Source organism: Acidovorax sp. 59, from assembly GCF_002754175.1.
GTDB classification, from domain to species: domain Bacteria; phylum Pseudomonadota; class Gammaproteobacteria; order Burkholderiales; family Burkholderiaceae_C; genus Acidovorax; species Acidovorax delafieldii.
The window spans coordinates 3,945,794-3,969,899 of the sequence record NZ_PEET01000001.1; the positions used below are offsets into that span (position 1 = coordinate 3,945,794).

Genomic DNA, 24,106 nt, shown 5'->3' on the forward strand with positions numbered 1-24,106 from the left:
ATTTTTCTTCTTCCTGCATGGCTACTATCAAGGACGTTGCGCGCCACGCCGAGGTGTCGGTCACCACGGTATCGCACGTGGTCAACGGCACGCGCCGCGTGAGCCCCGAGGGGCGCGAGCGGGTCGAGGCCGCCATCCGCGCCCTGGGCTATGTGCCCAGCGCCATTGCGCGCAGCCTCAAAAGCAACAACACGCGCACGCTGGGCATGCTGATCCCCAACAGCTCCAACCCCTACTTTGCCGAGATCGTGCACAGCGTGGAAGACCGCTGTTTTGGCGCGGGCTACAACGTCATCCTGTGCAACACCAACGACGAGGCGCACCGCCAGGGCACCTACCTGCAGGTGCTGGCCGAGCGGCGCATCGACGGGCTCATCGTGGTCTCCACCGGGCATGACGCCACGCTGGCCACGCAGCTGGCGGGCCTGTCCATCCCCACGGTGCTGGTGGACCGCGAAATCGACATCGCCGGGCAGCAGCCCTGCGACCTGGTGGAAACCGCCCACATGCAGGGCGGCCTGCTGGCCACACGCCACCTGCTGTCGCTGGGCCACCGGCGCATTGCCTGCATTGGCGGCCCCGACGGCATTGCCCCCAGCGAGCAGCGCATTGCCGGCTGGCGCACCGCGCTGGCCGATGCGGGCTGCGGCACGGGCGAGGGCCTGCTATGGCATGGCAACTTCACGAGCCAGGGTGGCTACGAAGCCATGCACGCCGTGCTGCGCGCGCCCGAGCCGCCCACCGCCGTCTTCGTGTGTAACGACCTCATGGCCATGGGCGCGCTGTGCGCCGCGCACGAACGCGACCTGCGCGTGCCCGAGGCACTGTCCATCGTGGGCTTTGACGACATCGAACTGGCCGCCTTCACCAGCCCACCGCTCACCACCGTGGCCCAGCCCAAGCAGCGCATCGGCGCACTGGCCGTGGACATGCTGCTGGAGCGCATCGACGGCAAGCGCCAGGACGCGCGCAAGGTGATGCTGCAGCCCGAGCTGCGCGTGCGCGCCTCCACGGCCCATGCGCCCGGAGGTGCTGCATGAGCACTAATCACGCTCCCCGCATCGCCGTCGTCGGCAGCCTGAACATGGACCTGGTGCTGCAGGTGCAACACGCGCCCGGCCCTGGCGAGACCGTGCTGGCCGACGCCCTGCATCTGGTGCCCGGCGGCAAGGGCGGCAACCAGGCCGTGGCCTGCGCACGCCAGGGCGCCCAGGTGGCCCTGTTTGGCCGCGTGGGCGACGACGGCTACGGCCACACGCTGCGTGCGGGGCTTGACGCCGACGGCATCGACCACAGCGGCGTACAGACCGACACCGACACCACCACCGGCGTGGCCGCCATCACCGTGGAGGCCACAGGGCAAAACCGCATCGTGGTCGTGCCCGGCGCCAATGGCCACTTCGTGCTGGATGCCGCCGCGCTGAGCGCTGCGCTGCAAGGCGCAGGCGGCCTGGTGCTGCAGTTCGAAACGCCCCTGCCCCAGGTGCTGGCCGCCGCCGAGATGGCCCATGCGGCGGGTTGCCCGGTGGTGCTCAACCCCTCTCCCATCCAGCCCCTGCCCGATGCGATGTGGCCGCTGGTGCACACGCTGGTCGTGAACGAGGTGGAAGCCGCCGCGCTGGCGGGCCAGAGCGTGACCACGCCCGCCGATGCCGCGCAGGCCGCACAGACCCTGCGCGCCAAGGGCCCCGCACAGGTGGTGGTGACCCTGGGCGCGGCAGGCGCGGTGGCCGCCGATGCGGCAGGCAACCGCTACCACCCCGGCCTGGTCGTGCAGGCGGTGGACACCACGGCCGCAGGCGATACCTTTCTGGGCGCGCTGGCCGTAGCCCTGGCACGCGGCGAGCCGCTGGACGCCGCCGTGCGCGAAGGCATCCGCGCATCGGCGCTGTGCGTCACCCAGCCGGGCGCCCAGCCTTCCATCCCCACCCGCGCCGCCGTGGCGCAAAGCCCCCAACCGCCCGCCTGGAGCCCCCTGTGAAACGCACCGCCCTGCTGCACGCCGAACTCTCCCACGCCATCGCCACCCTGGGCCACGGCGACATGCTGGTGATCGGCGACGTCGGCCTGCCCATCCCCAACGGCCCGCGCCGCATCGACCTGGCCCTCACGCCCGGCATCCCGGCCGTGGCCGATGTGCTGCGGGTGGTGCTGGAAGAAATGCAGGTCGAGAAAGCCGTGATCGCCACCGAAGCCGTGGAGCGCAACAGTGGCCAGTTGCCCACGTGGTGCCAGCTGCCGGTGGTCCCGGGCACCGTATCGCACGATGAGTTCAAGCGCCTGACCCAGCAGGCCCGCGTGATGCTGCGCACCGGCGAATGCACGCCGTATGCCAATGTGATCCTGGTGGCGGGCGTCACGTTCTGACACAGCCTGGGCGGCCAGGCTGCGGGTTTTGGAGGACTTCGGGCAGGTGCGACCTGCGGTACGCTGGGCAGCAGCCCACGGCGCGGCGTTAAAGCCCGCCACCGAAGCCCCGAATTCCTGCACCCATGCCCACCAAAGCGCCCCACGATCTCCTGCCCCCTGAAATCACCGTTCTCGAACGCGGCTGGCTGTCGGCCAACAACATCCTCTTCATCGGCCAGCACGACACAGCCATCGTGGACACCGGCTATTGCAGCCATGCCGAGCAAACCGTGGAGCTGGTGCGCGATGCTCTCGCGGGCCGCAGGCTGGACCGCCTGCTCAACACCCACCTGCACAGCGACCACTGCGGCGGCAATGCCGCGCTGCAAAAAGCCTGGCCCGGCGTGCTCACGGCCATACCGCCCGGCCAGGCCGATCATGTGCGCCAGTGGGATGCCTATGCGCTCAGCTACACCCCCACCGGGCAGGAGTGCCCGCCCTTTCGGGCCGACACGCTGCTGGTGCCAGGCTCGTGCGTGCTGCTGGGCGACAAGCCCTGGCAGGTACATGCGGCGCCGGGGCACGACCCGCACTCGGTGGTGCTTTTCGAACCCCAGGGCCGCGTGCTGATCTCGGCCGATGCGCTGTGGGAAAACGGCTTTGGCGTGGTGTTCCCGGAGCTGGAGGGCGACGATGCCTTCGCCCAGGTGGGGGCCACGCTGGACCTGATTGAAACGCTGTCGCCCCAGGTCGTGATCCCGGGCCACGGGCCGGTGTTTGCCGATGCGCCCCGCGCCATCGACGGCGCCCGCCGCCGCCTGGACGGCTTTGTGCACAACCCAGGCAAGCACGCGCTTTATGCGGCCAAGGTGCTACTCAAGTACAAGCTGCTCGAATGGCAGCAGATCGGGATTGCCGACCTCACGGCCTGGGCGCAGACCACGCCGTATTTCGGCATGCTGCGTGCACGGCACTTTGCCACGCAGACCGAGGCCGAATGGCTGCAGAGCCTGGCAGATGAACTGGTGCGGTCAGGCGCCGCTGCGCGCAAGGGCGAGGTGCTGCACAACGTGTGAGGCCTGGCGCCTCGGCATGGCTGGGTGCCAGTGCGTGCCCTGACGGAGGGACCCCACCACTGGCGCAAAGCGCCTGGGCGGATCAGCACAACGCCCTCAGTGTTTGTATTGCTTGTCGCAGCCCGTCACGTGGTTCTTGCTGCTGGACATGCACTGGTAAAACGACTTCTTGTTGCCCGATGCGCCCTGGCAGTCGGACACGCTGTACTTGCCCTTGGCTTCGCGGATCTTGGGTGCTGTGGCATCGAAAGCCGCTTGGGTCATGTAGCCGTCCCGCACGTTCTTCTGGCCCACTTCCAGCATCAGGTCGGCCTGGTAGTGGATGTTGTCCACGGCCACGGCGCAGTTCAGGGGTGCCTGCTGGCTGTCCACCGTGCCCAGCGATTTCTTGAGCCCTTCGCCAAACTCCTCAACGTCCTTGGAGACCTTCTTGGTGCCATCGGGGTTGTACTGCTGGCCCGCCTTGGCGCTGGTGCCCTTGCTGCCAGAGGAAGAGCCGCTGCCCCCGCTGGTGCCGTTGTTGCTCTGCAGCTTCAGTGGCTCGGCATCCTGCTTGGCGGGCGGGGGCTGCGAGCCGTAGTGGGTCTTGCCCTCGGCGTCCACCCATTTGTACACGGGTTGCGCCTGAGCACCCGCGCCCCACGCCCACACTGCGGCCACACAGGCCATCCATGCCAGTTTGCCCATCACACCCTCTCTCTTTTAATTAAAACCCACTGAAGCGCCAGTTGAACATGCGCCTTCAGCTCCTCTATTTATAGCAAACCTACTACCCCTCACTGCCTGTCAGCTCGGTGAGCGAAAGAGCCTCAGGGCAAGTCCTTGTTCACCTCGGGCAGGTTCGCGTCGCGGGGGCCAATGGTGCCCAGGCGGCTCTTGAGCGACTGAGGCAGGCCGGTGAGGATGGCTGCGTAGTTGGTGGTGTTGGAAAGCACCTTCTTCACGTAGTCGCGCGTCTCGGCAAAGGGCACGTTCTCGGCCCAGATGGCGGCGTCCAGCACCGGGCCGTTGCGCCAGCTGCGCGGGCGGCCAGGGCCCGCGTTGTAGGCGGCCGCGGCCATGGGCATGGAGCCCGCGAAGTCGTCCAGCGCCAGCTTGAGGTAGGCCGTGCCGATGGTGATGTTGGTGTCGCGGTCGGTGATCTGGTCGGGCGTGAAGTTGGTGAGGCCAATCTTCTTGGCCGTCCAGCGGGCCGTGGCGGGCATCACCTGCATGAGGCCCGAGGCACCGACATGCGAGCGGGCATCCATCACAAAACGGCTTTCCTGGCGGATCAGGCCGTACACATAGGCCGGGTCGATGCCGATGCCTTGGGCACGCTCCACCACGGTGCTGCGAAACGGCATGGGAAAGCGCTGCGTGACGTCCACCACGCCCTTGGTGCGTTCGCTGGTGTTGATGCAGCGGTCCCACACCTCGCGCTGGCAGGCGAAGTCGGCGGCGGCCAGCAGTTCGCGGTCGGGCATGCCGCCGCTCTGGTGCAGGTTGGTGGTGTAGTTCCACTCGCGCACGCCTTCGCTGCGCAGGCCCAGCAGGATGGCGTACAGGGCGCGGTTGAGCCCCGGGTTGGCGCGGGCGGCAGCCTTTTCTTCGGCGGTGAGGGGCGCGGGAGCGGGGGGCGTGGTGATGCGCTGGCCCAGCTCTTCAAGCGCCAGCTGCTCATAGAAGCCGCGCGTTCCGGCAATGCCTTCGAGCAGTTGCCGGGCTTCGGCGCGTTCGGCATCGCTCACGCGGCCCGCCAGCAGCGAGCGTGCCTTCCAGTACACCCAGGTGCTGTCCTGGCGGCCTTCAGGGCCCATGGCATCCACCGCCTTGCCCACGGCCTTCCACTGGCCGGCGCGCAAGGCGGCACGCACCTTCCAGCCCAGCAGGTCGTCGCTGAGGTCGCTGTCCTTGGTCACGTTGGCGAAGTAGCCGTGGGCGTTGCTGGCCAGTTTCTGCGCAGCGGTCTTGCCGATCACGCCCCAGGCCCAGTTGCGCTCTTCGGCCGAGAGGTGCACGCCCCATTTGTTCTCCAGCTGGTAGGCCGCGCCGTCCGGGTCGCTGGTGGCCAGCTTCAACAGGGCGAGCAGCACCAACTCTTGCCGGGCCTTGCCGGCCGCTGTGGCGCGCGAGAGCAGGTATTTGCTGGGCGCATCGAGCACATCCTTGAGCTGCGGTAGCGATTCGGGCGAAACGATCTCGACCGCCGAGCGCACCACGCGGGGGCGGTTGGCCTCCACGCCCAGGCGGGCCTTGCGCCACACGTCCAGGGCCGAGAGCTTCTTGTAGCCATACAGCTCGCGCGCGGCGTGGGTGCAGCCATCGTCGGCGTCGCGGATCGCATACCAGTTGCTGCGCACGTCCTCGGCCACGGTGGCCGGTGCCGTGCCCTTGATCTGGTCGATCAGCAGCGCGTAGCAGCGCACTTCGCGGTCGTCTGACATGCGGTAGCTGGGGTGTTGGTCGGCAAACTGGCCCCAGTCGCGCCGCTGGCCCAGCAGCAGCAGCCAGTCGTTGCGCAGGCGGTCTTCCTGGTAGGTGCCGGCGTAGCGCTGCATGAAGGCCTGAATCTCCTGTGGCGAGGCCTCGCCCAGACGCACGCGCAGCTCCCAGTAGGCGGCCCAGGGCTCGAGCGCATGGCCGCGTGCCGCAGGCAGCAGCTGCGCGAGCTTGTTGCGGTCGCCCTTGCGGAACGCCTGCTGCATCTCCAGCAGGGTATCGTCACCACGGTTTTGCGCCATGACAAGGGGCGCGGTGGCGGCCAGCAGGGTGGCGGCCACAAGGGGTGTCAGAATCGCTCTGAGAAATTGCATGGGGGAATTATCTGATGGACAAAGCAGCCCTTCGGCGCACATTGATAGAAGAACGCCTCAACCTGCCCGACCGCCTACAGCGGGCCGACCTGTTACAGCAGGTGATGCGCATCTGGCTGGTGAACCGGCCGGATACGGTGATCGGCGCCTACTGGCCCATCAAGGGCGAGTTCGACCCCCTGCCCGCCCTGCACCGCTGGAAGGAAGACGGCGAGCTGCTGGACGAACCCCTGCGCCGCCGCATCGGCCTGCCCGTGGTCAACAAGCAGCACAAGACCCTCACCTTCCACGCCTGGTACCCCGGCTGCCCCATGGAAGAAGACGCCTATGGCATCCCCAAGCCCAAGGACACCGAGGTCATCGTGCCCACGCTGCTGTTTGTGCCCTGCGTGGGCTACGCACCGGGTGGCTACCGGCTGGGCTATGGCGGCGGCTTTTACGACCGCACGCTGGCGACGCTGCAGCCCAAGCCGTTCACGGTGGGCCTGGGCTTCACCCATGGCTACCTGGACGACTTCGAGCCCGAGGAGTTCGACCTGCCACTCGACGCCATCCTGAACGACAACGGCGTGGTCTGGCCCATCTGATCCCCGGCCAGGCAGACCTGCACGATGGCCTGTGATGCCGGCAGCGCATCATTCAGGCCAGTTTTTGGCATCGCCGACGCGCCCGGCAGCCGCTAGCATGGCGGGCTGACCTCTTCATCTCAGGTGCCCAACATGCTCAAGCTCTACATCGGCAACAAGAACTACTCGTCCTGGTCCATGCGCCCCTGGGTGCTGCTCAAGCAGGCGGGCATCGTCTTTGAAGAAGTGCGCGTGCGCTTTGACAGCTTTGACGCGCAGTCGGAATTCAAGCGCACCATCGGGGCCGTGAGCCCCACGGCCAAAGTGCCCGTGCTGGTGGACGGCGACCTGGTGGTGTGGGACACCCTGGCGATTGCGGAGTACGTGGCCGAAACCCACTCCTACAAAAAGCTCTGGCCCACCGACGCCAAGGCCCGCGCACGCGCCCGCAGCGTCTGCGCCGAGATGCACAGCGGTTTCACCGCCCTGCGCAGCCACTGCCCCATGAACATCGAAGCGAACCTTGCCGACACCGGCGCCCTGATCTGGCGCGACCAGGCCGGCGTGCGCGCCGACGTGCAGCGCCTGGTGGAGATGTGGGGTGCGCTGCTGCAAGAGCACGGCGGTCCGCTGCTGTTTGGTGAATTCACCGTGGCCGACGCCTACTTTGCGCCCGTCTGCATGCGCATGCATACCTACGCCCTGCCCGTGCCTGCGACCATCCGGGCCTATGTGGACCGGGTGCGCACCCTGCCCGGCGTGCAGGCCTGGATCGACGAGGCCCTGGCCGAGAAGGACTTTCTGGACTTCGAAGAGCCCTACCGCCTGCGCCATACCGAAGGCTGAGCACCACCATGGCCGTCACCATCTACCTGCGCTATGTGCTCAACACCAGCAAGTTGAAAGAGTTTGAGCACTACGGAAAACTGTGGATTCCGCTGGTCGAGAAGTTCGGCGGCCAACACCACGGCTACTTCATGCCCAGCGAGGGCGCCAACAACATCGCGCTGGCGCTGTTCACGTTCGAGAGTCTCGCGGCCTACGAGGTGTACCGCCAGCAGTCGATGCAAGACGCGGAGTGCCAGGCGGCGTTCCGTTATGCCGAAGAGACGGGGTGCATCGTGAGCTATGAGCGGAGTTTTTTCCGCCCCGTGTTCCGCTGAACCAGCGGGGCCGTGCAGCCCCGTTACCGGAACTGCTTGCGCAAGAACGCCTTATGCCGCGCGATGTGGGCCAACTGGGCGGGGGCGATGGTGCCGCCCAGGTCTTCGTCCTCGGTGTTGAGCACCTGGTTCGCGTAGGCCATGGCACGGGTCACCACCTCTTCCTCGCTCACGCCCTGGGTGGCTGCAAGGTCCATCGCCACGCGGCGCATGGCGCGCTGCGACAGCATCCACATCGCGCCGAAGGAATCCCATGCGGCCGCCACCTCCTTGAACTTGTCGTGTTCAGCCAGGATGTCGTTGAGCGGCTTGGCCAGGATCTCCTGCAGCGCCTCCACCTGGGCCTTCAAGGCCTCGAATTGCGCCTCGCGCTGCAGGGCCTCGGCGGCCGCATTGGCAGCGGCGTCGGGTGCCTGGGGCACAGGAACGCTGCCGTCGGGGTTGAGCTGGGCAATGGTGAGGTCGGACGATAGGGACATGGTGGCGGGACTATACGACCCTCGTCCTAAACTACGCCGATGCAAATCTATATGGTGGGCGGCGCCGTCCGCGACAAGCTGCTGGGCCGACCGGTGAATGACCACGACTGGGTGGTGGTGGGCGCGACGCCTGAGCAGATGCTGGCGCAAGGCTACCTGCCCGTGGGGCGCGACTTCCCCGTCTTTTTGCACCCCGAAACACGCGAGGAATACGCGCTGGCCCGCACCGAGCGCAAGATCGGGCGCGGCTACCGGGGCTTTGTGGTGCAAAGCTCGCCCGATGTGACGCTGGAGGAAGACCTCTCGCGCCGCGACCTCACTATCAATTCAATAGCATCCAGCACAGATGAATCCGGCGCCACCCGCCTTTTTGACCCCTACCACGGCGAAAAAGACCTCCGTGCGCGCGTGCTGCGCCATGTGACAGATGCCTTCCGCGAAGACCCGGTACGCATCCTGCGCGTGGCGCGGTTTGCTGCGCGCTTCACCGACTTCACGGTGGCGCCCGAGACGATGCAGCTGATGCGCGAGATGGTCGCGCATGGCGAGATGGACCACCTGGTGGCAGAGCGCGTGTGGCAAGAGCTGGCGCGCGGGCTGATGGAAGCACAACCCTCGCGCATGTTCGAGGTGCTGCGCGAGTGTGGCGCGCTGGCCGTGCTGCTGCCCGAGGTGGCGTGCCTGTGGGGCGTGCCCCAGCGGGCCGAGTACCACCCCGAGGTGGACACCGGCGTGCACCTGATGATGGTGCTGGACATGGCTGCGCAGCTGCAGGCGCCACTCACCGTGCGCTTTGCCTGCCTGGCGCACGACCTGGGCAAGGGCACCACGGCCGCCGATGTGCTGCCGCGCCACATCGGGCATGAGGAGCGCAGTGCCGAGCTGCTGAAAGACGTGGCCGAGCGCCTGCGCGTGCCCGTGGACTGCCGCGAGACCGCCGAAGTGGTAGCGCGCGAACACGGGCACATCCACCGCAGCGCCGACCTGTCTGCCGCTGCCCTGGTGCGCCTGCTGGAGCGCTGCGACGCCATCCGCAAGCCCGAGCGGTTTGCCGAGGTGCTGTTGGCCTGCGAGTGCGATGCGCGCGGGCGGCTGGGGTTTGAAGAGTCCGCGTATCCGCAGCGCCCCCGCCTGCTGGCCGTGCTGGCCGCCGTCCAATCGGTCGTCACGCGCGAGATTGCGGCACAGGCCGCCGCCAGGGGCCAAAGCGGCCCGCAGGTGGGTGCGCTGATCCACCAGGCACGGGTCGAGGCGGTGGCGCAGTGGCTGCACACCCAGGCGCACGGCGCTACCACCTGACCGCGTGCGCTGCGTCGCCAAGATCGGTCCAACCCTCCCTACAATCCGCGTCCGCTCGCACTCTGGAAAGGGTGCGTCTTTTGGCTTTTTTGCGATCACGACGCCTCCATGACCTCTGTGCACATCCGCCCCGCCACCCCGGCAGACGCCGACACCATCGCGCCGCTGTTGGATGCCTACCGGCAGTTCTACGAACAGGCACCAGACCTGGCCGGAGCGCGGGCCTTCATTGCAAAGCGGTTGGAGCGCGAGGAGTCCGTGATCTTGCTTGCGATGGATGGGGCACAGGCAACGGTGGGCTTTTGCCAGCTCTACCCCACGTTCTGCTCGGTGGAGGCAGCGCCCATCTACACGCTGTACGACCTGTTCGTGGCGCCCGCAGCGCGCAAGACCGGGGCCGGGCGCAGCTTGCTGCTGGCGGCAGAAGCGACGGCTCGCGCCCATGGCAAGGTGCGCATGGACCTGACCACGGCCCACACCAACACCACGGCGCAAAAGCTCTACGAATCGCTGGGCTGGACGCTGGACACAGTGTTCCGCGCGTACAACAAGCGTGTCAGCGCCTGAAACTCCATTCCCCCACCAGCGCTACCAGCGCAGCAGACGTGGCCCCAGTACAGCCCCCAGCGCAGTCGGTATGGCCATGCCCGCCAGATACCACACCGCCAGAAACGGGGTGGCCATCTCGGGGCAATGCAGGGCATACACCAGCGCCCCCAGCGCTCCCGCCAGCAAGCCAGCGCCCGCTCCTGCCCACGCCAGCCGCGTGGGCGCAGCGCCCTTGAGCGCCCAGAAGCCTCCAACGAACGCCGGGACCGACAGCAAGGCGATATTGAAGGGACAAGTCCGCCAGGTGCTGCCCAGAATCAGCGGCACACGCTCCGCCGCAGGCACCTGCCACAGAGCCCCCAGGGCCATGGCCCACAGCACCAGCGGCGGCACCGCCAGCCACAGGGCTGCGAGGCCCAGCGGCATGCCCGGGCGGGCCATGCGGCGCAGCAGCGCCAGGCCAGCGGCTGCCAGGGCGGCCGCAAACACCAGCTTGCCCCAGAACATGGGCAACGCCATGGTCGCCAGCAGGTCAGGGCGCAGACCGAACAGGGCCAGCATCAGCCCCCCGGCACCGGCAATGCCCACAGCGCTGGCGACAGCAAACCGTCGCTCAATAGCGACGGGCTGCACCGGCCGGTCATCGGTGGCCAGCAGGTGGATCAATTCATCGGTTTTCATGCCATTCCCCTGATCTTGGCGGCCAAGGCCTTGAGCCCCCGGTGCACGCCGACTTTGACGGCCGACTCCGACAACCCCGTGAGGCGCGCCGTCTCGACCACCGACAACCCTTCCAGCTTCACATACTCAATGGGCAGCCGCTGCTTGTCTGGCAGCGTGCGCAACAGTTGCCCCAGGTCTCGACGGGCTTCGGCAGCCTCGCTGTCGCTGGTGGCAAACAACTCGTCGGCATCGTCCAGCGGGTCGTTGCGGCCCTCCTTCACGGCATGCGAGCGCAGCCAGTCGATGAGCTTGTAGCGCGCAATCGCATGCGCCCAGGCGGTCACCGGCATCTCGGGCCGGTAGGTGTGGCGCTGGTTGTGCACGGCCAGCAGCGTCTCCTGCACCAGGTCTTCCACCTCATCGGGCCGCTGCGCCAGGCGGCGGCGCAGGAAGGCGCGCAGGTGGGCGCTCAGCTCCTTCAAAAAACGCTGGTAAGCGGCTGCATCGGCATCCAGCCCCTGCATCAGCAAGCCGCGCAGGCGCTCTTCCACTATCTCCATGGTGTCTCCCTGCAAGGAATTCGTATGCCGGGGCCAATGGGTTACAGGCAACACAAAAAATATTTGCGCAACGCCGCCACGATTTTTTGAGCAGTGCTGTAACCCGCCTGCTGCACAGCCCGAATTACAACGCAGATCGGGCCACTCAATGCGACCTCAGTGCCGCCACCCGGTCGGATTCAACCTTTATCCAACCCTCGGAGAACCGTACCATGACCACTCGCACCCTCAGCCTCGGCGCCCTCGCACTTGTTGCCCTGACCTCTGGCGCCGCAATGGCCCAAACCAACGCCGCCCCCATGGACGGCGCCAAGCCTGCCATGGAGAAGTGCTACGGCGTCTCGATGGCTGGCAAGAACGACTGCGCTGCAGGTCCCGGCACCACCTGCGCGGGCACGTCCAAGATGGACTACCAGAGCAACGCCTGGAAGTTTGTACCCGCAGGCACCTGCACCACCATCAAGACGCCCAAAGGCATGGGCATGCTGACGCCCATGAAGAGCTGACCATGGCATCCCCTCTCACCGCCGGCCTGGGTCTCAAGCCCCAGCACTACGACGAGGCGCTGCGGTGCACTGCCCCCGGCCTGTGGTGGGAGGTGCACCCCGAGAACTACCTGGCCGACGGCGGCCCGCGCCTGGCTTGGCTCGAAGCCATCCGCTCGCGCCATCCGGTGGCACTGCATGGCGTGTCACTGTCGCTCGCGGCCGATGCGCCGCCCGATGAGGCCTACCTGGCGCGCCTGGCCGCCCTCGCAAGGCGCGTGGAGCCCGCCATCATTTCGGAGCACCTGGCCTGGTCCACCTGGCGCGGGCAGTATTTGCCCGACCTGCTGCCGTTTCCACGCACGCACGCGGCACTGCACCGCATCGCCGGCAACATCGCCCGCACGCAGGATGTGCTGCAGCGCCCCATCGCCATCGAGAACCCCACGCATTACCTGCACATCGACGGCCACGACTGGGCGGAAACCGATTTTCTGGCCGAGCTGGTGCTGCGCACTGGTTGCACACTGCTGCTGGACGTGAACAACGTGTACATCAGCGCCAACAACCTGGGATTTAGCGCGCAAGCCTACCTCGAAGCTTTCCCCCTGCACGCCGTGGCAGAGATCCACCTGGCAGGCCACCATGCCGACCCGGTGCATGGCAATGCTCTGCTGATCGATAGCCACGATGCGCCCATCGCGCCAGCGGTGTGGGCGCTGTACGAGCGAGTGATGGCGCGCACCGGCCCCGTGCCCACCCTGATCGAACGCGACGACCAGTTGCCTACCTTCAATGAACTGCTGGCCGAGCGGGAGCGTGCCCACCGCGCGCTCACCCATACACAGCCCCGGGAGGTTGCATGCAGCTGAGCACCTTTCAGGACGGCTTCTCTGCCGCTCTGCTCGGCCATGCTGCAGATGCACCATGGCTGTCCGCATTGGAAGCTCAGCCCGGTTTTGCCGTGTACCGCAACACCGTGCTAAAGGGCTGCATCGATGCGCTGCAGGCCAATTACCCCACGGTGTGCCAGCTGGTGGGCGAAGACTGGTTCCGCGCCGCTGCGGCGGTGTTTGCCCGCGCGCAGCCGCCGCGTGACGGCTTGCTGGTGGACTATGGCGCCGGGTTTGACAACTTTCTGGCCGGTTTTGCACCGGCGGCCGAACTGCCCTACCTGAGCGCCGTGGCAAGCCTTGACCGCTGCTGGACCGCATGCCATCTGGCGGCAGGCGCCACCGCCGTGGACCGCCACTGGCTGGCACAGCAGGCCCCTGGCACCGTGCCCCACGCGTCACTGCAGCCGCACCCCGCCGCACGCTGGGCCTGGTGTGAAGACTTTCCCGCCTATGCGCTGTGGCACCACCACCGCGAAGGCCTGGCCCTGCCCGAGGCCTTGGACTGGCACGGCGACGGCGCACTGCTCACCCGGCCCCATGCGGACGTGATATGGCGGCCCCTGTCCCGCGCCGGCGTGGCGTTTCTGGACGCGTGCGCCCAAGGCCTGCCACTGGAGACTGCCGCCACCCGCGCCCTGGTGGCCGAGCCGGCGACCGACTTTGCCACCCTGATGACCAGCCTGCTTGACGCGGGCGCCTTGACGATCACCAACCCACACACCACCCACACCGGCTGAGGAGCCCACCATGCACATCCCCAACACCCCGGCCACCCACTTCCCCACGCCCCCAGCCACAGGCCCGCGCATGCTGTGGGCGCGCCTGGCCGATGCGGCCACATGGCTCACGCCCCACAGCCTGCTGGCACTGGTCAACCGCGTGGCCATTGCAGGCATCTTCTGGCTGTCGGCCCGCACCAAGGTCGAGGGCTGGTTCACCATCTCCGACAGCGCGTATGCGCTGTTCCGCGACGAATACAAGCTGCCCTTGCTGCCGCCCGAGCTGGCGGCGCAGATGGCCACCGTGGCGGAGCACCTGTTTCCGGTGCTGCTGGTGCTCGGCCTCTTCACACGCCTGTCGGCCCTGGCGCTGCTGGGCATGACGCTGACAATTCAACTGTTTGTCTACCCGGACGCCTGGCCCACCCACCTGTCATGGGCGGGGCTGATGCTGTACCTGGTGGGGCGCGGCGCCGGCAACGTGTCGCTGGACCGCGCGTTCGGAGTCCGTTGATCCGTTGAAGCAACAGTCTCTTCAACCACCGGCCGTACGCACCCAGCGCACGATGTCTGCCGCCCCCAGCGCGCCCGAGATGCGCGCCACCTCACGCCCCTGCTGGAACAGGATCATGGTCGGAATGCTGCGGATGGCGTAGCGCGCCGCAATGGCCTGCTGGTCTTCGGTGTTGAGCTTGGCCAGGCGCACGCGGGGTTCCAGCTCACGGGCAGCCTGCGCAAAGGCGGGCGCCATCTGGCGGCAGGGACCGCACCACGGGGCCCAAAAATCCACCAGCACCGGGATGTGGCTGCGCACCACATGCTTGTCAAAGCTGGTGGCATCCAGCTCCAGCGGCGCCCCAGCAAACAGGGGCTGATGGCATTGGCCACAGTCGGGCGCGCTGCCCAGGTCGGCGCTCTGCACGCGGTTGGTGGTGTGGCAATGGGGGCAGACGATGTGCAGGGCTTCGGTCATGGCGTGGCGGGGGCGTTGGGATCTCTGAACACATTGCGGCACTGGCTCTCCGTTTCAAGAGGTCGCAAACCTTGCGCGCGTTTACCAGCCCAGAATCCCCCTGGTCGCCATATCTGCATTGCAGCGTCTGCTATGGTTTCGTGCATGCAGCTGCTCCCCACACTGACAACTGCCCATGCGCTTTTTCTCGACTTCGATGGCACGCTCACCGAGCTGGCACCGCGCCCCGAGGCGGTGCGCATCGCGTCGGGGCTGATTCCGACGCTGTCATCGCTGCATACCCAGCTGGGTGGCGCGCTGGCCATCGTGACTGGCAGGCCCGAGGCCGACATCGACGGATTTCTGGCACCGCTGCACCTGCCGCTGGCGAGCGAACATGGGGCCCAATACCGTCTGGGCGAGACTTCCGTTCCCGCCACCGAGCCACCCGCCCTGGAGCCCGTGTTACAGGCCGCCCAAGACCTTGCAGCACGACACCCCGGCCTGCTGGTGGAGACCAAGCGTGTGAGCGTGGCCCTGCACTACCGCCAGGCGCCCCACCTCGAATCCCTGTGCTACGACACGCTGGTGCGGGCCATGCGCGAGGTGGAAGGTGTGGAACTGCTGCGTGGCAAATGCGTCTTTGAAGTGAAACCCCGTGGCGTTCACAAAGGCCAGGCCATCGTCGACTTCATGACACAGCCACCCTTTGTGGGCCGCACGCCGGTCTTTGTGGGCGATGACGTCACCGACGAGGCCGGCTTTGCCGCTGTGCAGACGCTTGGCGGCTGGGGCATCAAGGTGGGCGAAGGGCCCACCATGGCACAACACCGCTGCATGACATCGGCCGCACTGCGGGGCTGGTTGTCGTCTGCACGCACAACGCTGGAGCGCGAACGATGAACACAGCCGCCACAGACCCTCAGACGGGCTCGCTCAACCTCGGGATGATCGGCAACTGCGCCATCAGCGCACTGATCGACGACCACGCCCGCATGGTGTGGTGCTGCCTGCCGCGCTTTGATGGCGACCCGGTGTTCAACGCCCTGCTGCAGCCCGGGGATGAGGGCAGCCACTTTGCGATCGAGCTGGAAGACCTGGCATCGGCCCACCAGTGGTACGAACCGAACACCGCCATCCTGCGCACGCAGTTGTTCGACAAGGCGGGCCACGGCATCGAGATCACCGACTTTGCGCCACGCTTTTACAGCCGGTCACGCTACTTCCGGCCCATGACGCTGGTGCGCCGGGTGCGCCCCATCCAGGGGTCGCCGCGCATCCGTGTGGCGCTCAAGGTGCGCTATGACTGGGGCCAGACCACCCCCGAGATCACGCGCGGCAGCAACCACATCCGCTACGTGGGCGAGAGCATGACGCTGCGCCTGTCCACCGATGCGCCGGTGTCGCATGTGCTGTCGGGCCAGGCGTTTGTGCTTACGCGCGAACACAACTTTCTGCTGGGCGCCGACGAGACGCTGGTGGACGGTATTGCCGACACCGCCCGCCGCTTTGAACAGGAGACCAAGGCCTACTGGCGCAGCTGGAGCCGCGCCTTGGCTATTCCACTGGAATGGCAGGACGCGGTGATCCGTGCGGCCATCACGCTCAAGCTGTCGCTGTACGAAGAAACCGGTGCCATCGTGGCCGCCATGACTACCAGCATCCCTGAGTCGGCCCACAGCGGCCGCAACTGGGACTACCGCTACTGCTGGCTGCGCGATGCTTTTTTTGTGGTGCGCGCACTCAACAGCATCTCCGAGGTGGGCACCATGGAGGACTACCTGCGCTGGCTGAGCAATGTGGTGGTCGAAGGCGGCGACGGCCACATCCAGCCGCTGTATGGCATCGGACTGGAGAAAGACCTGCCCGAAAGTTTTGTGCCCCAGCTGGCGGGCTACCGGGGCATGGGCCCGGTGCGCGTGGGCAACCAGGCGGCCGAGCATTTCCAGCACGACGTGTACGGCAACATTGTGCTGGGCGCGGCCCAAGCCTTTCATGACCACCGCCTGCTGCACCGCGCGGGCCTGGCCGAATTCAAGCGGCTGGAACAGGTGGGCGACAACGCAGTGCGTGTCTACGGTCAGCCCGATGCCGGCATGTGGGAGCTGCGCACGCGCGCCCGGGTGCACACCTCGTCCGCACTGATGAGCTGGGCCGCCTGCGACCGGCTGGCCAAGATCGCCGCCACGCTGCAGCTGGCCGACCGTGCCAGCCACTGGCAGCAACATGCCGACCGCATGCGCGCCGAGATCCTCGACAAGTCGTGGTGCGAAGAACGCCAGGCGTTTGCCGAGAGTTTTGGCGGGCATGAGCTGGATGCCAGCGTGCTGCTGATGGCCGAGGTGGGCCTGATCGACCCCAAGGACCCACGCTTTGTGAGCACCGTGGAGGCTATGGAAAAGAGTCTGTGCGATGGGCCCTACATGCGCCGCTACGAGGCGGCCGACGACTTTGGCAAGCCCGAAACGGCCTTCAACATCTGCACCTTCTGGCGCATCGACGCGCTGGCGCGCATTGGCCGCAAGGCCGAGGCACGGGTCATCTTCGAGACCATGCTGGCCGCACGCAACCCGCTGGGCCTGCTGTCGGAAGACACCCACCCCGAAACCCGCGAGATGTGGGGCAACTTCCCGCAGACCTATTCGATGGTGGGTGTGATCAATGCCGCCGTGCGCCTGTCAGCGCCCTGGGACAGCGTGATTTGAGGCGCTGTCCGACACCGGCCGGGGGCAGTCAGCACGGATGATTGCCCCCATGAGCCGTCTTGTCGTCATCTCCAACCGCCTTGCCGATCCGCGCAAGCCCGCCGCCGGTGGCCTTGCTGTGGCCCTGGGCGAAGCCCTGAACCAGACCGGGGGCCTCTGGTTCGGCTGGAGCGGCACCGTGGTCGAAGGCGGCACACCCGGCGAGGGCGAACTGCACACCCGGCAGGCCGGTGCCGTCACCCTGGCCACCGTGGACCTGTGCCGCGAAGACCACGACAGCTACTACCACGGCTACAGCAACAGCGTGCTGTGGCCGGTGTTCCATTACCGCCTGGACCTGGCCGACTTCAACGCCCGCTACATCACCGGCTACCGGCGTGTGAACCAGATGTTTGCGCGCAAGCTGCTGCCCCTGCTGCGCGACGACGATGTGATCTGGGTGCACGACTACCACCTCATTCCCCTCGCCGCCGAGCTGCGTGCCATGGGCTGCAAGCAGCGCATCGGGTTCTTTCTGCACATTCCCATGCCGCCGCCGCTCATCATGGCGGCCATTCCGCAGCACGAGTGGCTGATGCGGTCTTTGTTCGCCTACGATCTGGTGGGCCTGCAGAGCGAGGCCGACGTGTCACATTTCACGCGCTATGTGCGCAACGAGGGCAGCGCCGAAGCGGTGGACGAAAAGCGGGTGCGCGCCTTTGGGGCTACCGTGGTGGTGCAGTCGTTTCCCATCGGCATCGACGTGGACGAATTCACCCGCCTCACACACGCCCCCGACGCGGTGGAGACCTACGAGAACATGCGCGACGAGTATTCGCGCAGGCGCCTGCTGCTGGGCATTGACCGGCTCGACTACTCCAAGGGCATCCCACACCGCGTGCGCGCATTCCGAGAGCTGCTGGATCGTTATCCCGAAAACCGCGACAGTGCGACGATGATCATGATCGCCTCACCCAGCCGCGACGACGTACACGCCTATGCAGACCTGCGCCAGGAGCTGGAGGGCCTGTGCGGCTCGGTCAACGGCGACTACGGCGAGCTGGACTGGATGCCCGTGCGTTATATCCACCGCATGGTGGCGCGCAAACGTGTGCCGGGCCTGTGCCGCGCCGCTGCCGTGGGCCTGGTCACGCCACTGCGCGATGGCATGAACCTGGTGGCCAAGGAATACGTGGTGGCGCAAGACCCGGACAACCCCGGCGTGCTGGTGCTGTCACGGTTTGCAGGTGCAGCAGAACAGCTGAAAGAGGCGCTGCTGGTGAACCCCTACGACCCCCAGGGCATGGCCGACAGCATCCAGCAGGCCCTGCAGATGCCGCTGGCCGAACGGCAGGCGCGCCACCAGAAGCTGATGGCGCGCATCCGCGAGCACGACGTGCACTGGTGGCGCAAGGCGTTTCTGGACGCGCTGCAGACGGCGGGCTAGCAGGCGCAGCGGCCGCGGTGATGGCGGCCCTACAACAGCTTGGTGATCAGGCTGACCACAAAGCTCAGCAGCAGCGTGGACGCCAGCGGCACATCCCAATCGCGCCCCAGCCAGCGAAACCGGAAGTCCCCGGGCAACCGCCCAAAGCCCATGCGGCGCAGCAGCGGCGACAGCCAGCTGATGAACATTAGGGCCAGGAGAATGACGAGGAGCCAGCGGAACATGGGCAGCGCGGCAGCAGGCGCTCAGAGCCGGTGCGAACGGTCGCCGTGGCTGAACCCCAGCGGCTCCCATGGCTCGCCCGCGCCCACAGCCAGCACCTTGAACAGCTCGCCCATCTCGTGTTCCATGATCAATTTGGCCGCTGTCGCCCGTCCCGCTTGTGGTAGCAGCTCCATTTTGGGGAGCAACCCACAGTTGATGAGGAAATGCGCCTGCGTGGTGTAGCCCAGCACGTTCAGGCCCGCCTCCTGCGCGGCCAGCGCCATGGCGGTGAAGTTGACGTGGGCGGTGATGTCCTTGAGCCCCACCGCCACCAGCGGGTCGCCATCGGCCAGGTGGCCTTGGTGGCACATCACCGTGCCCATGTGGCGCTGGGGGTGGTAGTACTCGTCTTCGCCAAACCCATAGTCCAGCAAGAAGGCCGCGCCGCGCGTGAGCCGGTCGGCCAGCATGCGCATGAAGCCTTCGCCCTGGGCGTGGATTTCGGTCAGGTAGTCCTGCGGGCCTTCGATGGCGATGGGCGGGCGCAGGTCGGTGGGGCGGTCGGCCCAGGCCAAACTGCCGTCCTGAGCTACCGCCACGCCGCGTTCGCGCCACACCCCGCCCTGCTGGCCACCGTGGCGCGCCAGCAGTTGCACGGGCATCGCGTCCAACACCTCGTTGCCCACCACCACGCCTTCGATGTGCTCGGGCAGCGCATCCACCCAGCGCAGCTTGGGCGCGTGGGCCACCAGCTTGGCCTGCTGGCGGGCGCGCAGGCTGCCCGACAGATCGACGATGGTGTAGCGCTGCACCTGGTCGCCCAGCGCATCCAGCAACTGCAGCGCCAGCGCGCCGGAGCCTGCGCCAAACTCCCAAACTTCATGGGTGCCAGTGCGCTCCAGCGCCTCGCCCACCTGCACGGCCAGTGTCTGGCCGAAGAGGGGCGTGAGCTCGGGCGCGGTCACAAAATCGCTGCCGGACTCCGGCATGGCGCCGAATTTGGTGGAGTCGTTGGCGTAGTAGCCCAGGCCGGGCGTGTACAGGGCCAGGGCCATGAAGCGGTCAAAACCCAGCCATCCGCCCGCGGCGGCAATGGCCTGGGTGATGTGCTGGTGCAGGGCGGTCGTTAAACTGTCGGGTCTTTGGGTCACGGCCCGCATTGTCCCCCACATGTCCACCCCTTCCCTCCCCCATCGCCCCCGCACCGTGCTGGTGACCGGTGCCGCCAAGCGCCTGGGCCGCAGCATTGCGCTGGCCCTGGCCGCCGGCGGCTGGCAGGTGGCGGTGCACTTCCGCTCGTCAGCGCAAGACGCTATCAATACCGTAGCTGAATGCGCAAGATTGACTAGCGCAAGCGCCCATTTTGAGGCCGATTTTGATGACGAGGCCGCCGTGCGCGGCCTGTTGCCCCGCGTGGTGGCGCACTTTGGCCGCGTGGACGCGGTGGTCAACAGCGCCTCGCTGTTCGAGCACGATGACGCCGCCACCTTCAGTTTTTCCGCACTCGAAAAGCACCTGCGCAGCAACACGGCGACGCCCGTGCTGCTGGCCCAGGCCCTGCACCAGCATGTGGCCGACCGTGTGGCGGCGGGAGAGGCCGACGCGCAGGGCGCCGTGGTCAACCTGCTGGACCAGAAGCTCTGGAACCAGAACCCCGACTTTGTGAGCTACACGCTGTCGAAAGCGGCACTGGAGGCCGCCGGCACCATGCTGGCCCTTGCCCTGGCGCCGCGTGTGCGCGTGGTGGGCGTGGCGCCCGGACTCACGCTGACCAGTCACATGCTGAGCGACGAAAAGTTCGCCCAGTTGCATGCCTTGAGCCCCCTGGGCCGCTCGTCCACCCCCGAAGACGTAGCCGCCACGGTGAAGTTTGCGCTGGAGAACCGCTCCATCACCGGCACCACGCTGCTGGTCGATGGCGGCCAGCACCTGATGAAGTTTGACCGCGACTTCTCGTTGATGTGAGCCCAGCGCTTGCGCACACAACGAGCCCCCACCATGACACAGACCCCTTCCCAGATGACTGGCACGCAGATCCTGACGCTCACCGGTTTGCGCTTTGATGCCAACCTGGGCATCCTCGACCACGAAAAGACAGACCCCCAACCCATCCAGGTCGATGCCGAACTGAGCCTGGGCGTGCAACCGCTGGCCCCGCGCGACGACGACATTGGCCATGTGCTGGACTACCGGCGTGTGCGCCAGATCATCATCGACGAGTGCACGGCCGAGCATGTGAACCTGCTGGAGAGCCTGATCGGCAAGCTGGCTAACCGCCTGATGCAACTGCCCGGCGTGCTGGGCGTGCGCGTGAAGATTGCCAAACTCGAAATTTTTGACGACTGCGAAGTGGCCATCAGAGTTGAAACGGGATGTTGGTAGTGCCCCGAACAACGCGCATCTAGTTGCCTGCCTGGACAAAAATATGAGTATGGCAAGGAAGAGCAGATTTTCGACTTATTGGACCTGTGCAGGGGTATTTTTAGGCGCCTTCATTAGCCTGATGTGGATGCGATACGCCGCCGTCTCCGAGGCAGTCAACGAGTACGCCCGATGCACAGATAACTGCATAGACTGGCGCCTTCCCGCATATGACGCAGCCAATCTCGGATTCTGTATTGCACTGGTGGGTGTGGCGCATTTGGGGCTTCGGCGCCTGCGCCCCATTCTTGCCGGAGCAGGTTGTTTACTAATCATCCTATACACGGTCGACCTCTTTGTGTATGTGCTGCTGCACCACCGGTTGAACCTGCAGGACGTGCTGCGCTATGTCGGACAAGTACACATGAACATCACCGTCGCTGGGCCAAAACTTGCGTCTTTACGCGGCCTGGAACTTGTGTTCACGCTTGTACTCAGCTGTACTGCGTTCACCATACTTGTGCTCAGAGCACCCACCCGCTTGAAGCGTGGCTTCGCGCTTTTGACCGTAGCCCCCCTGTTGGTATTTGCGCGCCTTTTGCCCGAGGATTCAGGACAAGTGGCGTCCCAACTCTATGAAGACGTCATCACCTACAACGCGCCGAGCGGTATTGACACGCAGTACGCCCCAGAGTTTGTCGAGGAGTTGTTGAAAACTCATCCCAAAAAGGCAATATCGTGCATCTCCTCATCAAGCCCACCACGACCCGTGATTCTTCTGGTGATGGAATCGCTCTCGCTCTACCACAGCAGCTACCAATCTGGTCTCCTTGACTACGTCCCCGAACTGGACAATTTGGCGCGAAAATACAGCTATTTGCATTCCTACTATGCAAATGGATTCACGACGGACGGTGGGCTGATTGCATTGTTGACTGGGCATGTTCCGCTTCCTGGGATCAATCGCTATGCCAGCACGGATGCGTATCTCGGCTACGAGAGCGTCAAACAGGATGCTCTCGACCGGCTCCGCAAAGCTGATATTCCTACGCACTACTTCCGATCAGCAGACCAAAGTTTCTTAGCCACAGGGGACTGGCTGAGGAAGATCGGCTTCCAGCATGTTGAAGGACCGGAACACCCGTTCTATCGGGACCTGCCGCGCGGTTCATTTGAAGAACCGGGCGATGAAGCGCTCTATGCACGCTACTTACAGTGGTTTGACGAGGAGAGAAGCCCTGGGCCATTTTTTTCTGTCGTGCAAACAACTACTACCCACCCGCCCTTCATCATCCCAGACTCCGGTGAAAGCGGCGAGGAAGCTGCCTTTAAATACGTCGACGCGGCAATGGGTACGTTTGTACGGGAGCTGGACAACCGCAGATTCTTTGAGGAGGGAATTCTTGTCATCACTGGGGATCACCGCAGTATGACAGCCCTGCGTACTGGAGAAGTTACCAAAATCGGTCCCGATGCTCCTGCACGCGTTCCCGCGGTCATAGTGGGCAAGGAGTTTGAGGGCCAGGGCGCAATCCCAGGCAAGTGGCAGCACACCGATTTTTTGCCCTCATTGCTCTATACGATGGGGATGACATCATGCACCGATGATTTCATAGGGCGATATCTGGGGAATGACAAGCGCCCTGCGAAATACATCCTGCATGCACAAGGCATGGATCGGGACAAGGTCATGGTCGTGACAGACCAAAAATCCGTCCCGTTCAAGGTCAGACTGGATGGAAAAAACACCTCGTGGGCGGGAGCTATGCCTGGCACGGAGGCCAGCGTGGTCATTGACGAGATCCACCGCCAAAGAGCTCTTTTGCCTGAAACAGCACGGAATTTTGCGCCAGCGCTCTTGCGGGCAAATGGTATAGGTGATCCCCCGTAAATTACAGATAGCGCGCCACTACAGCCTTTAACCATGTACGAACTGCTCAAAGCCCCGCCTCCTGACCTAAAGATCGAGCGTGAAACCCACAAGCTGGAAAAGCGCCTGTGCCGCGAAGTCGGCAAGGCCATCGTCGACTTCAACATGATTGAAGAAGGCGACAAGGTCATGGTGTGCATGTCGGGTGGCAAGGACAGCTATGCGCTGCTGGACATCCTGCTCAAGCTCAAGGCCCGCGCGCCCATTCACTTTGACCTGGTGGCCGTGAACCTGGACCAGAAGCAGCCGGGGTTTCCTGAGCATGTGCTGCCCGAGTACCTGGCCAGCACCGGCGTGCCCTTCCACATCGAGAACGAGGACACCTACAGCATCGTCAAGAAGCTGATCCCCGAGGGCAAGACCACCTGCAGCCTGTGCAGCCGCCTGCGCCGGGGCATTCTGTACCGCGTGGCCGATGAGCTGGGCTGCACCAAGATCGCGCTGGGCCACCACCGCGACGACATCCTGCAGACGCTGCTGCTCAACATGTTCTTTGGCGGCAAGATGAAGAGCATGCCCCCCAAGCTGGTCAGCGACGACGGCAAGCATGTGGTGATCCGCCCGCTGGCCTACGTGGCCGAGAAGGACACCGCCCGCTGGGCTGCGCACCGCAACTTCCCCATCATCCCCTGCAACCTGTGCGGCAGCCAAGAAAACCTGCAGCGCAAGCAGGTGGGCGAGATGCTGCGCGAATGGGAAAAGCGCTTCCCCGGCCGCGTGGAGAACATGTTCAACGCCCTGCAGAACGTGGTGCCCTCGCACCTGCTGGACGGCAGCCTGTACGACTTCAAGAACGCCAAGGCCACCGGCATCGCCAGCGAAGACGGCGACAAGGCCTTTGACAAGGAAGAGTTTGCGGCGCCATCGCCATCGCTGCCCGGCGTACAGGTGGTGCAACTGTCGTGAACCCTGGCGGGCTGCGGCACTCT

Annotated in this window: 28 protein-coding genes; 20 read left to right on the forward strand and 8 right to left on the reverse strand. The window is 65.7% G+C overall.

Translation table 11 applies throughout. From position 1 onward, the window contains the following. The first annotated feature begins 17 nt into the window (after nt 1-17). The 4 genes from CLU87_RS17930 (at nt 18) to CLU87_RS17945 (ending at nt 3,425) form a co-directional block, all read left to right on the forward strand. A complete protein-coding gene (locus CLU87_RS17930; RefSeq protein ID WP_099731327.1) occupies nt 18-1,040 on the forward strand; it encodes a LacI family DNA-binding transcriptional regulator in 1,023 nt (340 codons plus the stop codon). Then, nucleotides 1,037-1,981, forward strand: coding sequence for a ribokinase (gene rbsK, locus CLU87_RS17935; RefSeq protein ID WP_099731328.1), 945 nt, complete (start codon nt 1,037-1,039; stop codon nt 1,979-1,981). The genes CLU87_RS17930 and rbsK overlap by 4 nt, the downstream gene beginning before the upstream one ends. Beyond that, nucleotides 1,978-2,367: a D-ribose pyranase gene (gene rbsD, locus CLU87_RS17940; protein ID WP_099731329.1), complete on the forward strand. Its 390-nt coding sequence runs from the start codon at nt 1,978-1,980 to the stop codon at nt 2,365-2,367. The genes rbsK and rbsD overlap by 4 nt, the downstream gene beginning before the upstream one ends. A gap of 125 nt (nt 2,368-2,492) precedes the next feature. After that, complete coding sequence (locus tag CLU87_RS17945; protein WP_099731330.1) at nt 2,493-3,425, forward strand: MBL fold metallo-hydrolase; 933 nt, start codon at nt 2,493-2,495, stop codon at nt 3,423-3,425. 96 nt (nt 3,426-3,521) lie between these two features. Here CLU87_RS17945 and CLU87_RS17950 read toward each other — a convergent pair whose 3' ends face one another. Both CLU87_RS17950 and CLU87_RS17955 read right to left on the reverse strand, forming a co-directional pair. Then, nucleotides 3,522-4,112, reverse strand: a complete 591-nt coding sequence (locus CLU87_RS17950; protein WP_099731331.1) for a DUF4124 domain-containing protein — start codon at nt 4,110-4,112, stop codon at nt 3,522-3,524. 122 nt (nt 4,113-4,234) lie between these two features. Continuing rightward, entirely contained in the window at nt 4,235-6,220 is a 1,986-nt protein-coding gene (locus CLU87_RS17955) for a lytic transglycosylase domain-containing protein (RefSeq protein ID WP_099731332.1), read from the reverse strand. A gap of 14 nt (nt 6,221-6,234) precedes the next feature. On the opposite strand from CLU87_RS17955, the gene CLU87_RS17960 reads away from it, so the two are divergent. The 3 genes from CLU87_RS17960 (at nt 6,235) to CLU87_RS17970 (ending at nt 7,949) form a co-directional block, all read left to right on the forward strand. Then, nucleotides 6,235-6,807 carry a 5-formyltetrahydrofolate cyclo-ligase gene (locus CLU87_RS17960; protein WP_056059531.1) on the forward strand — a complete coding sequence of 191 codons (573 nt, stop codon included), beginning with the start codon at nt 6,235-6,237 and terminating at the stop codon, nt 6,805-6,807. A gap of 132 nt (nt 6,808-6,939) precedes the next feature. Beyond that, nucleotides 6,940-7,632 carry a glutathione S-transferase family protein gene (locus tag CLU87_RS17965; RefSeq protein WP_099732232.1) on the forward strand — a complete coding sequence of 231 codons (693 nt, stop codon included), beginning with the start codon at nt 6,940-6,942 and terminating at the stop codon, nt 7,630-7,632. A gap of 8 nt (nt 7,633-7,640) precedes the next feature. Then, the gene (locus CLU87_RS17970; protein ID WP_099731333.1) at nt 7,641-7,949 is read left to right on the forward strand and encodes an NIPSNAP family protein; all 309 of its coding nucleotides are present in this window, start codon (nt 7,641-7,643) and stop codon (nt 7,947-7,949) included. 23 nt (nt 7,950-7,972) lie between these two features. On the opposite strand, the gene CLU87_RS17975 is transcribed toward CLU87_RS17970, so the two are convergent. Continuing rightward, entirely contained in the window at nt 7,973-8,428 is a 456-nt protein-coding gene (locus CLU87_RS17975) for a hypothetical protein (RefSeq protein WP_099731334.1), read from the reverse strand. 39 nt (nt 8,429-8,467) lie between these two features. Here CLU87_RS17975 and CLU87_RS17980 point away from each other — a divergent pair, with 39 nt between their 5' ends. Next, on the forward strand, nt 8,468-9,727 hold the full coding sequence (locus CLU87_RS17980; RefSeq protein WP_099731335.1) for a multifunctional CCA addition/repair protein: 1,260 nt from the start codon (nt 8,468-8,470) through the stop codon (nt 9,725-9,727). Between the two features lie 108 nt (nt 9,728-9,835). After that, the gene (locus CLU87_RS17985; protein ID WP_099731336.1) at nt 9,836-10,294 is read left to right on the forward strand and encodes a GNAT family N-acetyltransferase; all 459 of its coding nucleotides are present in this window, start codon (nt 9,836-9,838) and stop codon (nt 10,292-10,294) included. Between the two features lie 21 nt (nt 10,295-10,315). On the opposite strand, the gene CLU87_RS17990 is transcribed toward CLU87_RS17985, so the two are convergent. Beyond that, on the reverse strand, nt 10,316-10,957 hold the full coding sequence (locus CLU87_RS17990) for a DUF1109 domain-containing protein (protein ID WP_099731337.1): 642 nt from the start codon (nt 10,955-10,957) through the stop codon (nt 10,316-10,318). Further along, nucleotides 10,954-11,499 (reverse strand): sigma-70 family RNA polymerase sigma factor, encoded by a 546-nt coding sequence (locus tag CLU87_RS17995; RefSeq protein WP_056059542.1) that lies wholly within the window; start codon nt 11,497-11,499, stop codon nt 10,954-10,956. The genes CLU87_RS17990 and CLU87_RS17995 overlap by 4 nt, the downstream gene beginning before the upstream one ends. 212 nt (nt 11,500-11,711) lie before the next feature. On the opposite strand from CLU87_RS17995, the gene CLU87_RS18000 reads away from it, so the two are divergent. From CLU87_RS18000 to CLU87_RS18015, 4 genes are all read left to right on the forward strand, one after another. Then, nucleotides 11,712-12,005 (forward strand): DUF2282 domain-containing protein, encoded by a 294-nt coding sequence (locus tag CLU87_RS18000; RefSeq protein ID WP_099731338.1) that lies wholly within the window; start codon nt 11,712-11,714, stop codon nt 12,003-12,005. A gap of 2 nt (nt 12,006-12,007) precedes the next feature. Next, nucleotides 12,008-12,856, forward strand: coding sequence for a DUF692 domain-containing protein (locus tag CLU87_RS18005; protein WP_099731339.1), 849 nt, complete (start codon nt 12,008-12,010; stop codon nt 12,854-12,856). Beyond that, nucleotides 12,847-13,617: a DNA-binding domain-containing protein gene (locus tag CLU87_RS18010; protein ID WP_099731340.1), complete on the forward strand. Its 771-nt coding sequence runs from the start codon at nt 12,847-12,849 to the stop codon at nt 13,615-13,617. Before CLU87_RS18005 ends, CLU87_RS18010 begins: the two co-directional genes overlap by 10 nt. Nucleotides 13,618-13,687: 70 nt before the next feature. After that, nucleotides 13,688-14,113, forward strand: a complete 426-nt coding sequence (locus CLU87_RS18015) for a DoxX family protein (RefSeq protein ID WP_225581125.1) — start codon at nt 13,688-13,690, stop codon at nt 14,111-14,113. Nucleotides 14,114-14,134: 21 nt separating this feature from the next. Here CLU87_RS18015 and trxC read toward each other — a convergent pair whose 3' ends face one another. Next, entirely contained in the window at nt 14,135-14,572 is a 438-nt protein-coding gene (gene trxC, locus CLU87_RS18020) for a thioredoxin TrxC (protein ID WP_099731342.1), read from the reverse strand. Between the two features lie 144 nt (nt 14,573-14,716). On the opposite strand from trxC, the gene otsB reads away from it, so the two are divergent. Genes otsB through otsA form a run of 3 tightly spaced genes read left to right on the forward strand, consistent with a single transcriptional unit; the run spans nt 14,717 to nt 18,682 of the window. Beyond that, nucleotides 14,717-15,454, forward strand: coding sequence for a trehalose-phosphatase (gene otsB / locus CLU87_RS18025; protein ID WP_099731343.1), 738 nt, complete (start codon nt 14,717-14,719; stop codon nt 15,452-15,454). Continuing rightward, the gene (locus CLU87_RS18030; RefSeq protein ID WP_099731344.1) at nt 15,451-17,256 is read left to right on the forward strand and encodes a glycoside hydrolase family 15 protein; all 1,806 of its coding nucleotides are present in this window, start codon (nt 15,451-15,453) and stop codon (nt 17,254-17,256) included. The genes otsB and CLU87_RS18030 overlap by 4 nt, the downstream gene beginning before the upstream one ends. 49 nt (nt 17,257-17,305) lie before the next feature. Continuing rightward, complete coding sequence (gene otsA / locus CLU87_RS18035; RefSeq protein WP_099732233.1) at nt 17,306-18,682, forward strand: alpha,alpha-trehalose-phosphate synthase (UDP-forming); 1,377 nt, start codon at nt 17,306-17,308, stop codon at nt 18,680-18,682. A gap of 29 nt (nt 18,683-18,711) precedes the next feature. Here otsA and CLU87_RS18040 read toward each other — a convergent pair whose 3' ends face one another. Both CLU87_RS18040 and CLU87_RS18045 read right to left on the reverse strand, forming a co-directional pair. Next, a complete protein-coding gene (locus CLU87_RS18040; RefSeq protein WP_056745516.1) occupies nt 18,712-18,906 on the reverse strand; it encodes a DUF2905 domain-containing protein in 195 nt (64 codons plus the stop codon). Between the two features lie 21 nt (nt 18,907-18,927). Further along, nucleotides 18,928-20,046, reverse strand: a complete 1,119-nt coding sequence (locus tag CLU87_RS18045; protein WP_099731345.1) for a class I SAM-dependent methyltransferase — start codon at nt 20,044-20,046, stop codon at nt 18,928-18,930. A gap of 10 nt (nt 20,047-20,056) precedes the next feature. On the opposite strand from CLU87_RS18045, the gene CLU87_RS18050 reads away from it, so the two are divergent. The 4 genes from CLU87_RS18050 to ttcA are packed head-to-tail and all read left to right on the forward strand — an operon-like array spanning nt 20,057 to nt 24,083. Then, on the forward strand, nt 20,057-20,851 hold the full coding sequence (locus CLU87_RS18050) for an SDR family oxidoreductase (protein WP_099731346.1): 795 nt from the start codon (nt 20,057-20,059) through the stop codon (nt 20,849-20,851). A 33-nt stretch (nt 20,852-20,884) separates the two neighbouring features. Next, nucleotides 20,885-21,268: a dihydroneopterin aldolase gene (locus CLU87_RS18055; protein WP_199170844.1), complete on the forward strand. Its 384-nt coding sequence runs from the start codon at nt 20,885-20,887 to the stop codon at nt 21,266-21,268. 43 nt (nt 21,269-21,311) lie between these two features. Next, on the forward strand, nt 21,312-23,138 hold the full coding sequence (locus CLU87_RS18060) for an LTA synthase family protein (RefSeq protein WP_099731348.1): 1,827 nt from the start codon (nt 21,312-21,314) through the stop codon (nt 23,136-23,138). 33 nt (nt 23,139-23,171) lie between these two features. After that, on the forward strand, nt 23,172-24,083 hold the full coding sequence (gene ttcA, locus CLU87_RS18065) for a tRNA 2-thiocytidine(32) synthetase TtcA (RefSeq protein WP_099731349.1): 912 nt from the start codon (nt 23,172-23,174) through the stop codon (nt 24,081-24,083). Nucleotides 24,084-24,106 lie beyond the last annotated feature (23 nt).

Bases quoted from the DNA above. Each gene is read 5' to 3' on its own strand.
- CLU87_RS17930 (WP_099731327.1), top strand. From the start codon at position 18: ATGGCTACTATCAAGGACGTTGCGCGCCACGCCGAGGTGTCGGTCACC.
- rbsK (WP_099731328.1), top strand. From the start codon at position 1,037: ATGAGCACTAATCACGCTCCCCGCATCGCCGTCGTCGGCAGCCTGAAC.
- CLU87_RS17945 (WP_099731330.1), top strand. From the start codon at position 2,493: ATGCCCACCAAAGCGCCCCACGATCTCCTGCCCCCTGAAATCACCGTT.
- CLU87_RS17950 (WP_099731331.1), bottom strand. From the start codon at position 4,112: ATGGGCAAACTGGCATGGATGGCCTGTGTGGCCGCAGTGTGGGCGTGG.
- CLU87_RS17955 (WP_099731332.1), bottom strand. From the start codon at position 6,220: ATGCAATTTCTCAGAGCGATTCTGACACCCCTTGTGGCCGCCACCCTG.
- CLU87_RS17960 (WP_056059531.1), top strand. From the start codon at position 6,235: ATGGACAAAGCAGCCCTTCGGCGCACATTGATAGAAGAACGCCTCAAC.
- CLU87_RS17965 (WP_099732232.1), top strand. From the start codon at position 6,940: ATGCTCAAGCTCTACATCGGCAACAAGAACTACTCGTCCTGGTCCATG.
- CLU87_RS17970 (WP_099731333.1), top strand. From the start codon at position 7,641: ATGGCCGTCACCATCTACCTGCGCTATGTGCTCAACACCAGCAAGTTG.
- CLU87_RS17975 (WP_099731334.1), bottom strand. From the start codon at position 8,428: ATGTCCCTATCGTCCGACCTCACCATTGCCCAGCTCAACCCCGACGGC.
- CLU87_RS17980 (WP_099731335.1), top strand. From the start codon at position 8,468: ATGCAAATCTATATGGTGGGCGGCGCCGTCCGCGACAAGCTGCTGGGC.
- CLU87_RS17985 (WP_099731336.1), top strand. From the start codon at position 9,836: ATGACCTCTGTGCACATCCGCCCCGCCACCCCGGCAGACGCCGACACC.
- CLU87_RS17990 (WP_099731337.1), bottom strand. From the start codon at position 10,957: ATGAAAACCGATGAATTGATCCACCTGCTGGCCACCGATGACCGGCCG.
- CLU87_RS17995 (WP_056059542.1), bottom strand. From the start codon at position 11,499: ATGGAGATAGTGGAAGAGCGCCTGCGCGGCTTGCTGATGCAGGGGCTG.
- CLU87_RS18000 (WP_099731338.1), top strand. From the start codon at position 11,712: ATGACCACTCGCACCCTCAGCCTCGGCGCCCTCGCACTTGTTGCCCTG.
- CLU87_RS18005 (WP_099731339.1), top strand. From the start codon at position 12,008: ATGGCATCCCCTCTCACCGCCGGCCTGGGTCTCAAGCCCCAGCACTAC.
- CLU87_RS18010 (WP_099731340.1), top strand. From the start codon at position 12,847: ATGCAGCTGAGCACCTTTCAGGACGGCTTCTCTGCCGCTCTGCTCGGC.
- CLU87_RS18015 (WP_225581125.1), top strand. From the start codon at position 13,688: ATGCTGTGGGCGCGCCTGGCCGATGCGGCCACATGGCTCACGCCCCAC.
- trxC (WP_099731342.1), bottom strand. From the start codon at position 14,572: ATGACCGAAGCCCTGCACATCGTCTGCCCCCATTGCCACACCACCAAC.
- otsB (WP_099731343.1), top strand. From the start codon at position 14,717: ATGCAGCTGCTCCCCACACTGACAACTGCCCATGCGCTTTTTCTCGAC.
- CLU87_RS18030 (WP_099731344.1), top strand. From the start codon at position 15,451: ATGAACACAGCCGCCACAGACCCTCAGACGGGCTCGCTCAACCTCGGG.
- otsA (WP_099732233.1), top strand. From the start codon at position 17,306: ATGAGCCGTCTTGTCGTCATCTCCAACCGCCTTGCCGATCCGCGCAAG.
- CLU87_RS18040 (WP_056745516.1), bottom strand. From the start codon at position 18,906: ATGTTCCGCTGGCTCCTCGTCATTCTCCTGGCCCTAATGTTCATCAGC.
- CLU87_RS18045 (WP_099731345.1), bottom strand. From the start codon at position 20,046: ATGCGGGCCGTGACCCAAAGACCCGACAGTTTAACGACCGCCCTGCAC.
- CLU87_RS18050 (WP_099731346.1), top strand. From the start codon at position 20,057: ATGTCCACCCCTTCCCTCCCCCATCGCCCCCGCACCGTGCTGGTGACC.
- CLU87_RS18055 (WP_199170844.1), top strand. From the start codon at position 20,885: ATGACACAGACCCCTTCCCAGATGACTGGCACGCAGATCCTGACGCTC.
- CLU87_RS18060 (WP_099731348.1), top strand. From the start codon at position 21,312: ATGAGTATGGCAAGGAAGAGCAGATTTTCGACTTATTGGACCTGTGCA.
- ttcA (WP_099731349.1), top strand. From the start codon at position 23,172: ATGTACGAACTGCTCAAAGCCCCGCCTCCTGACCTAAAGATCGAGCGT.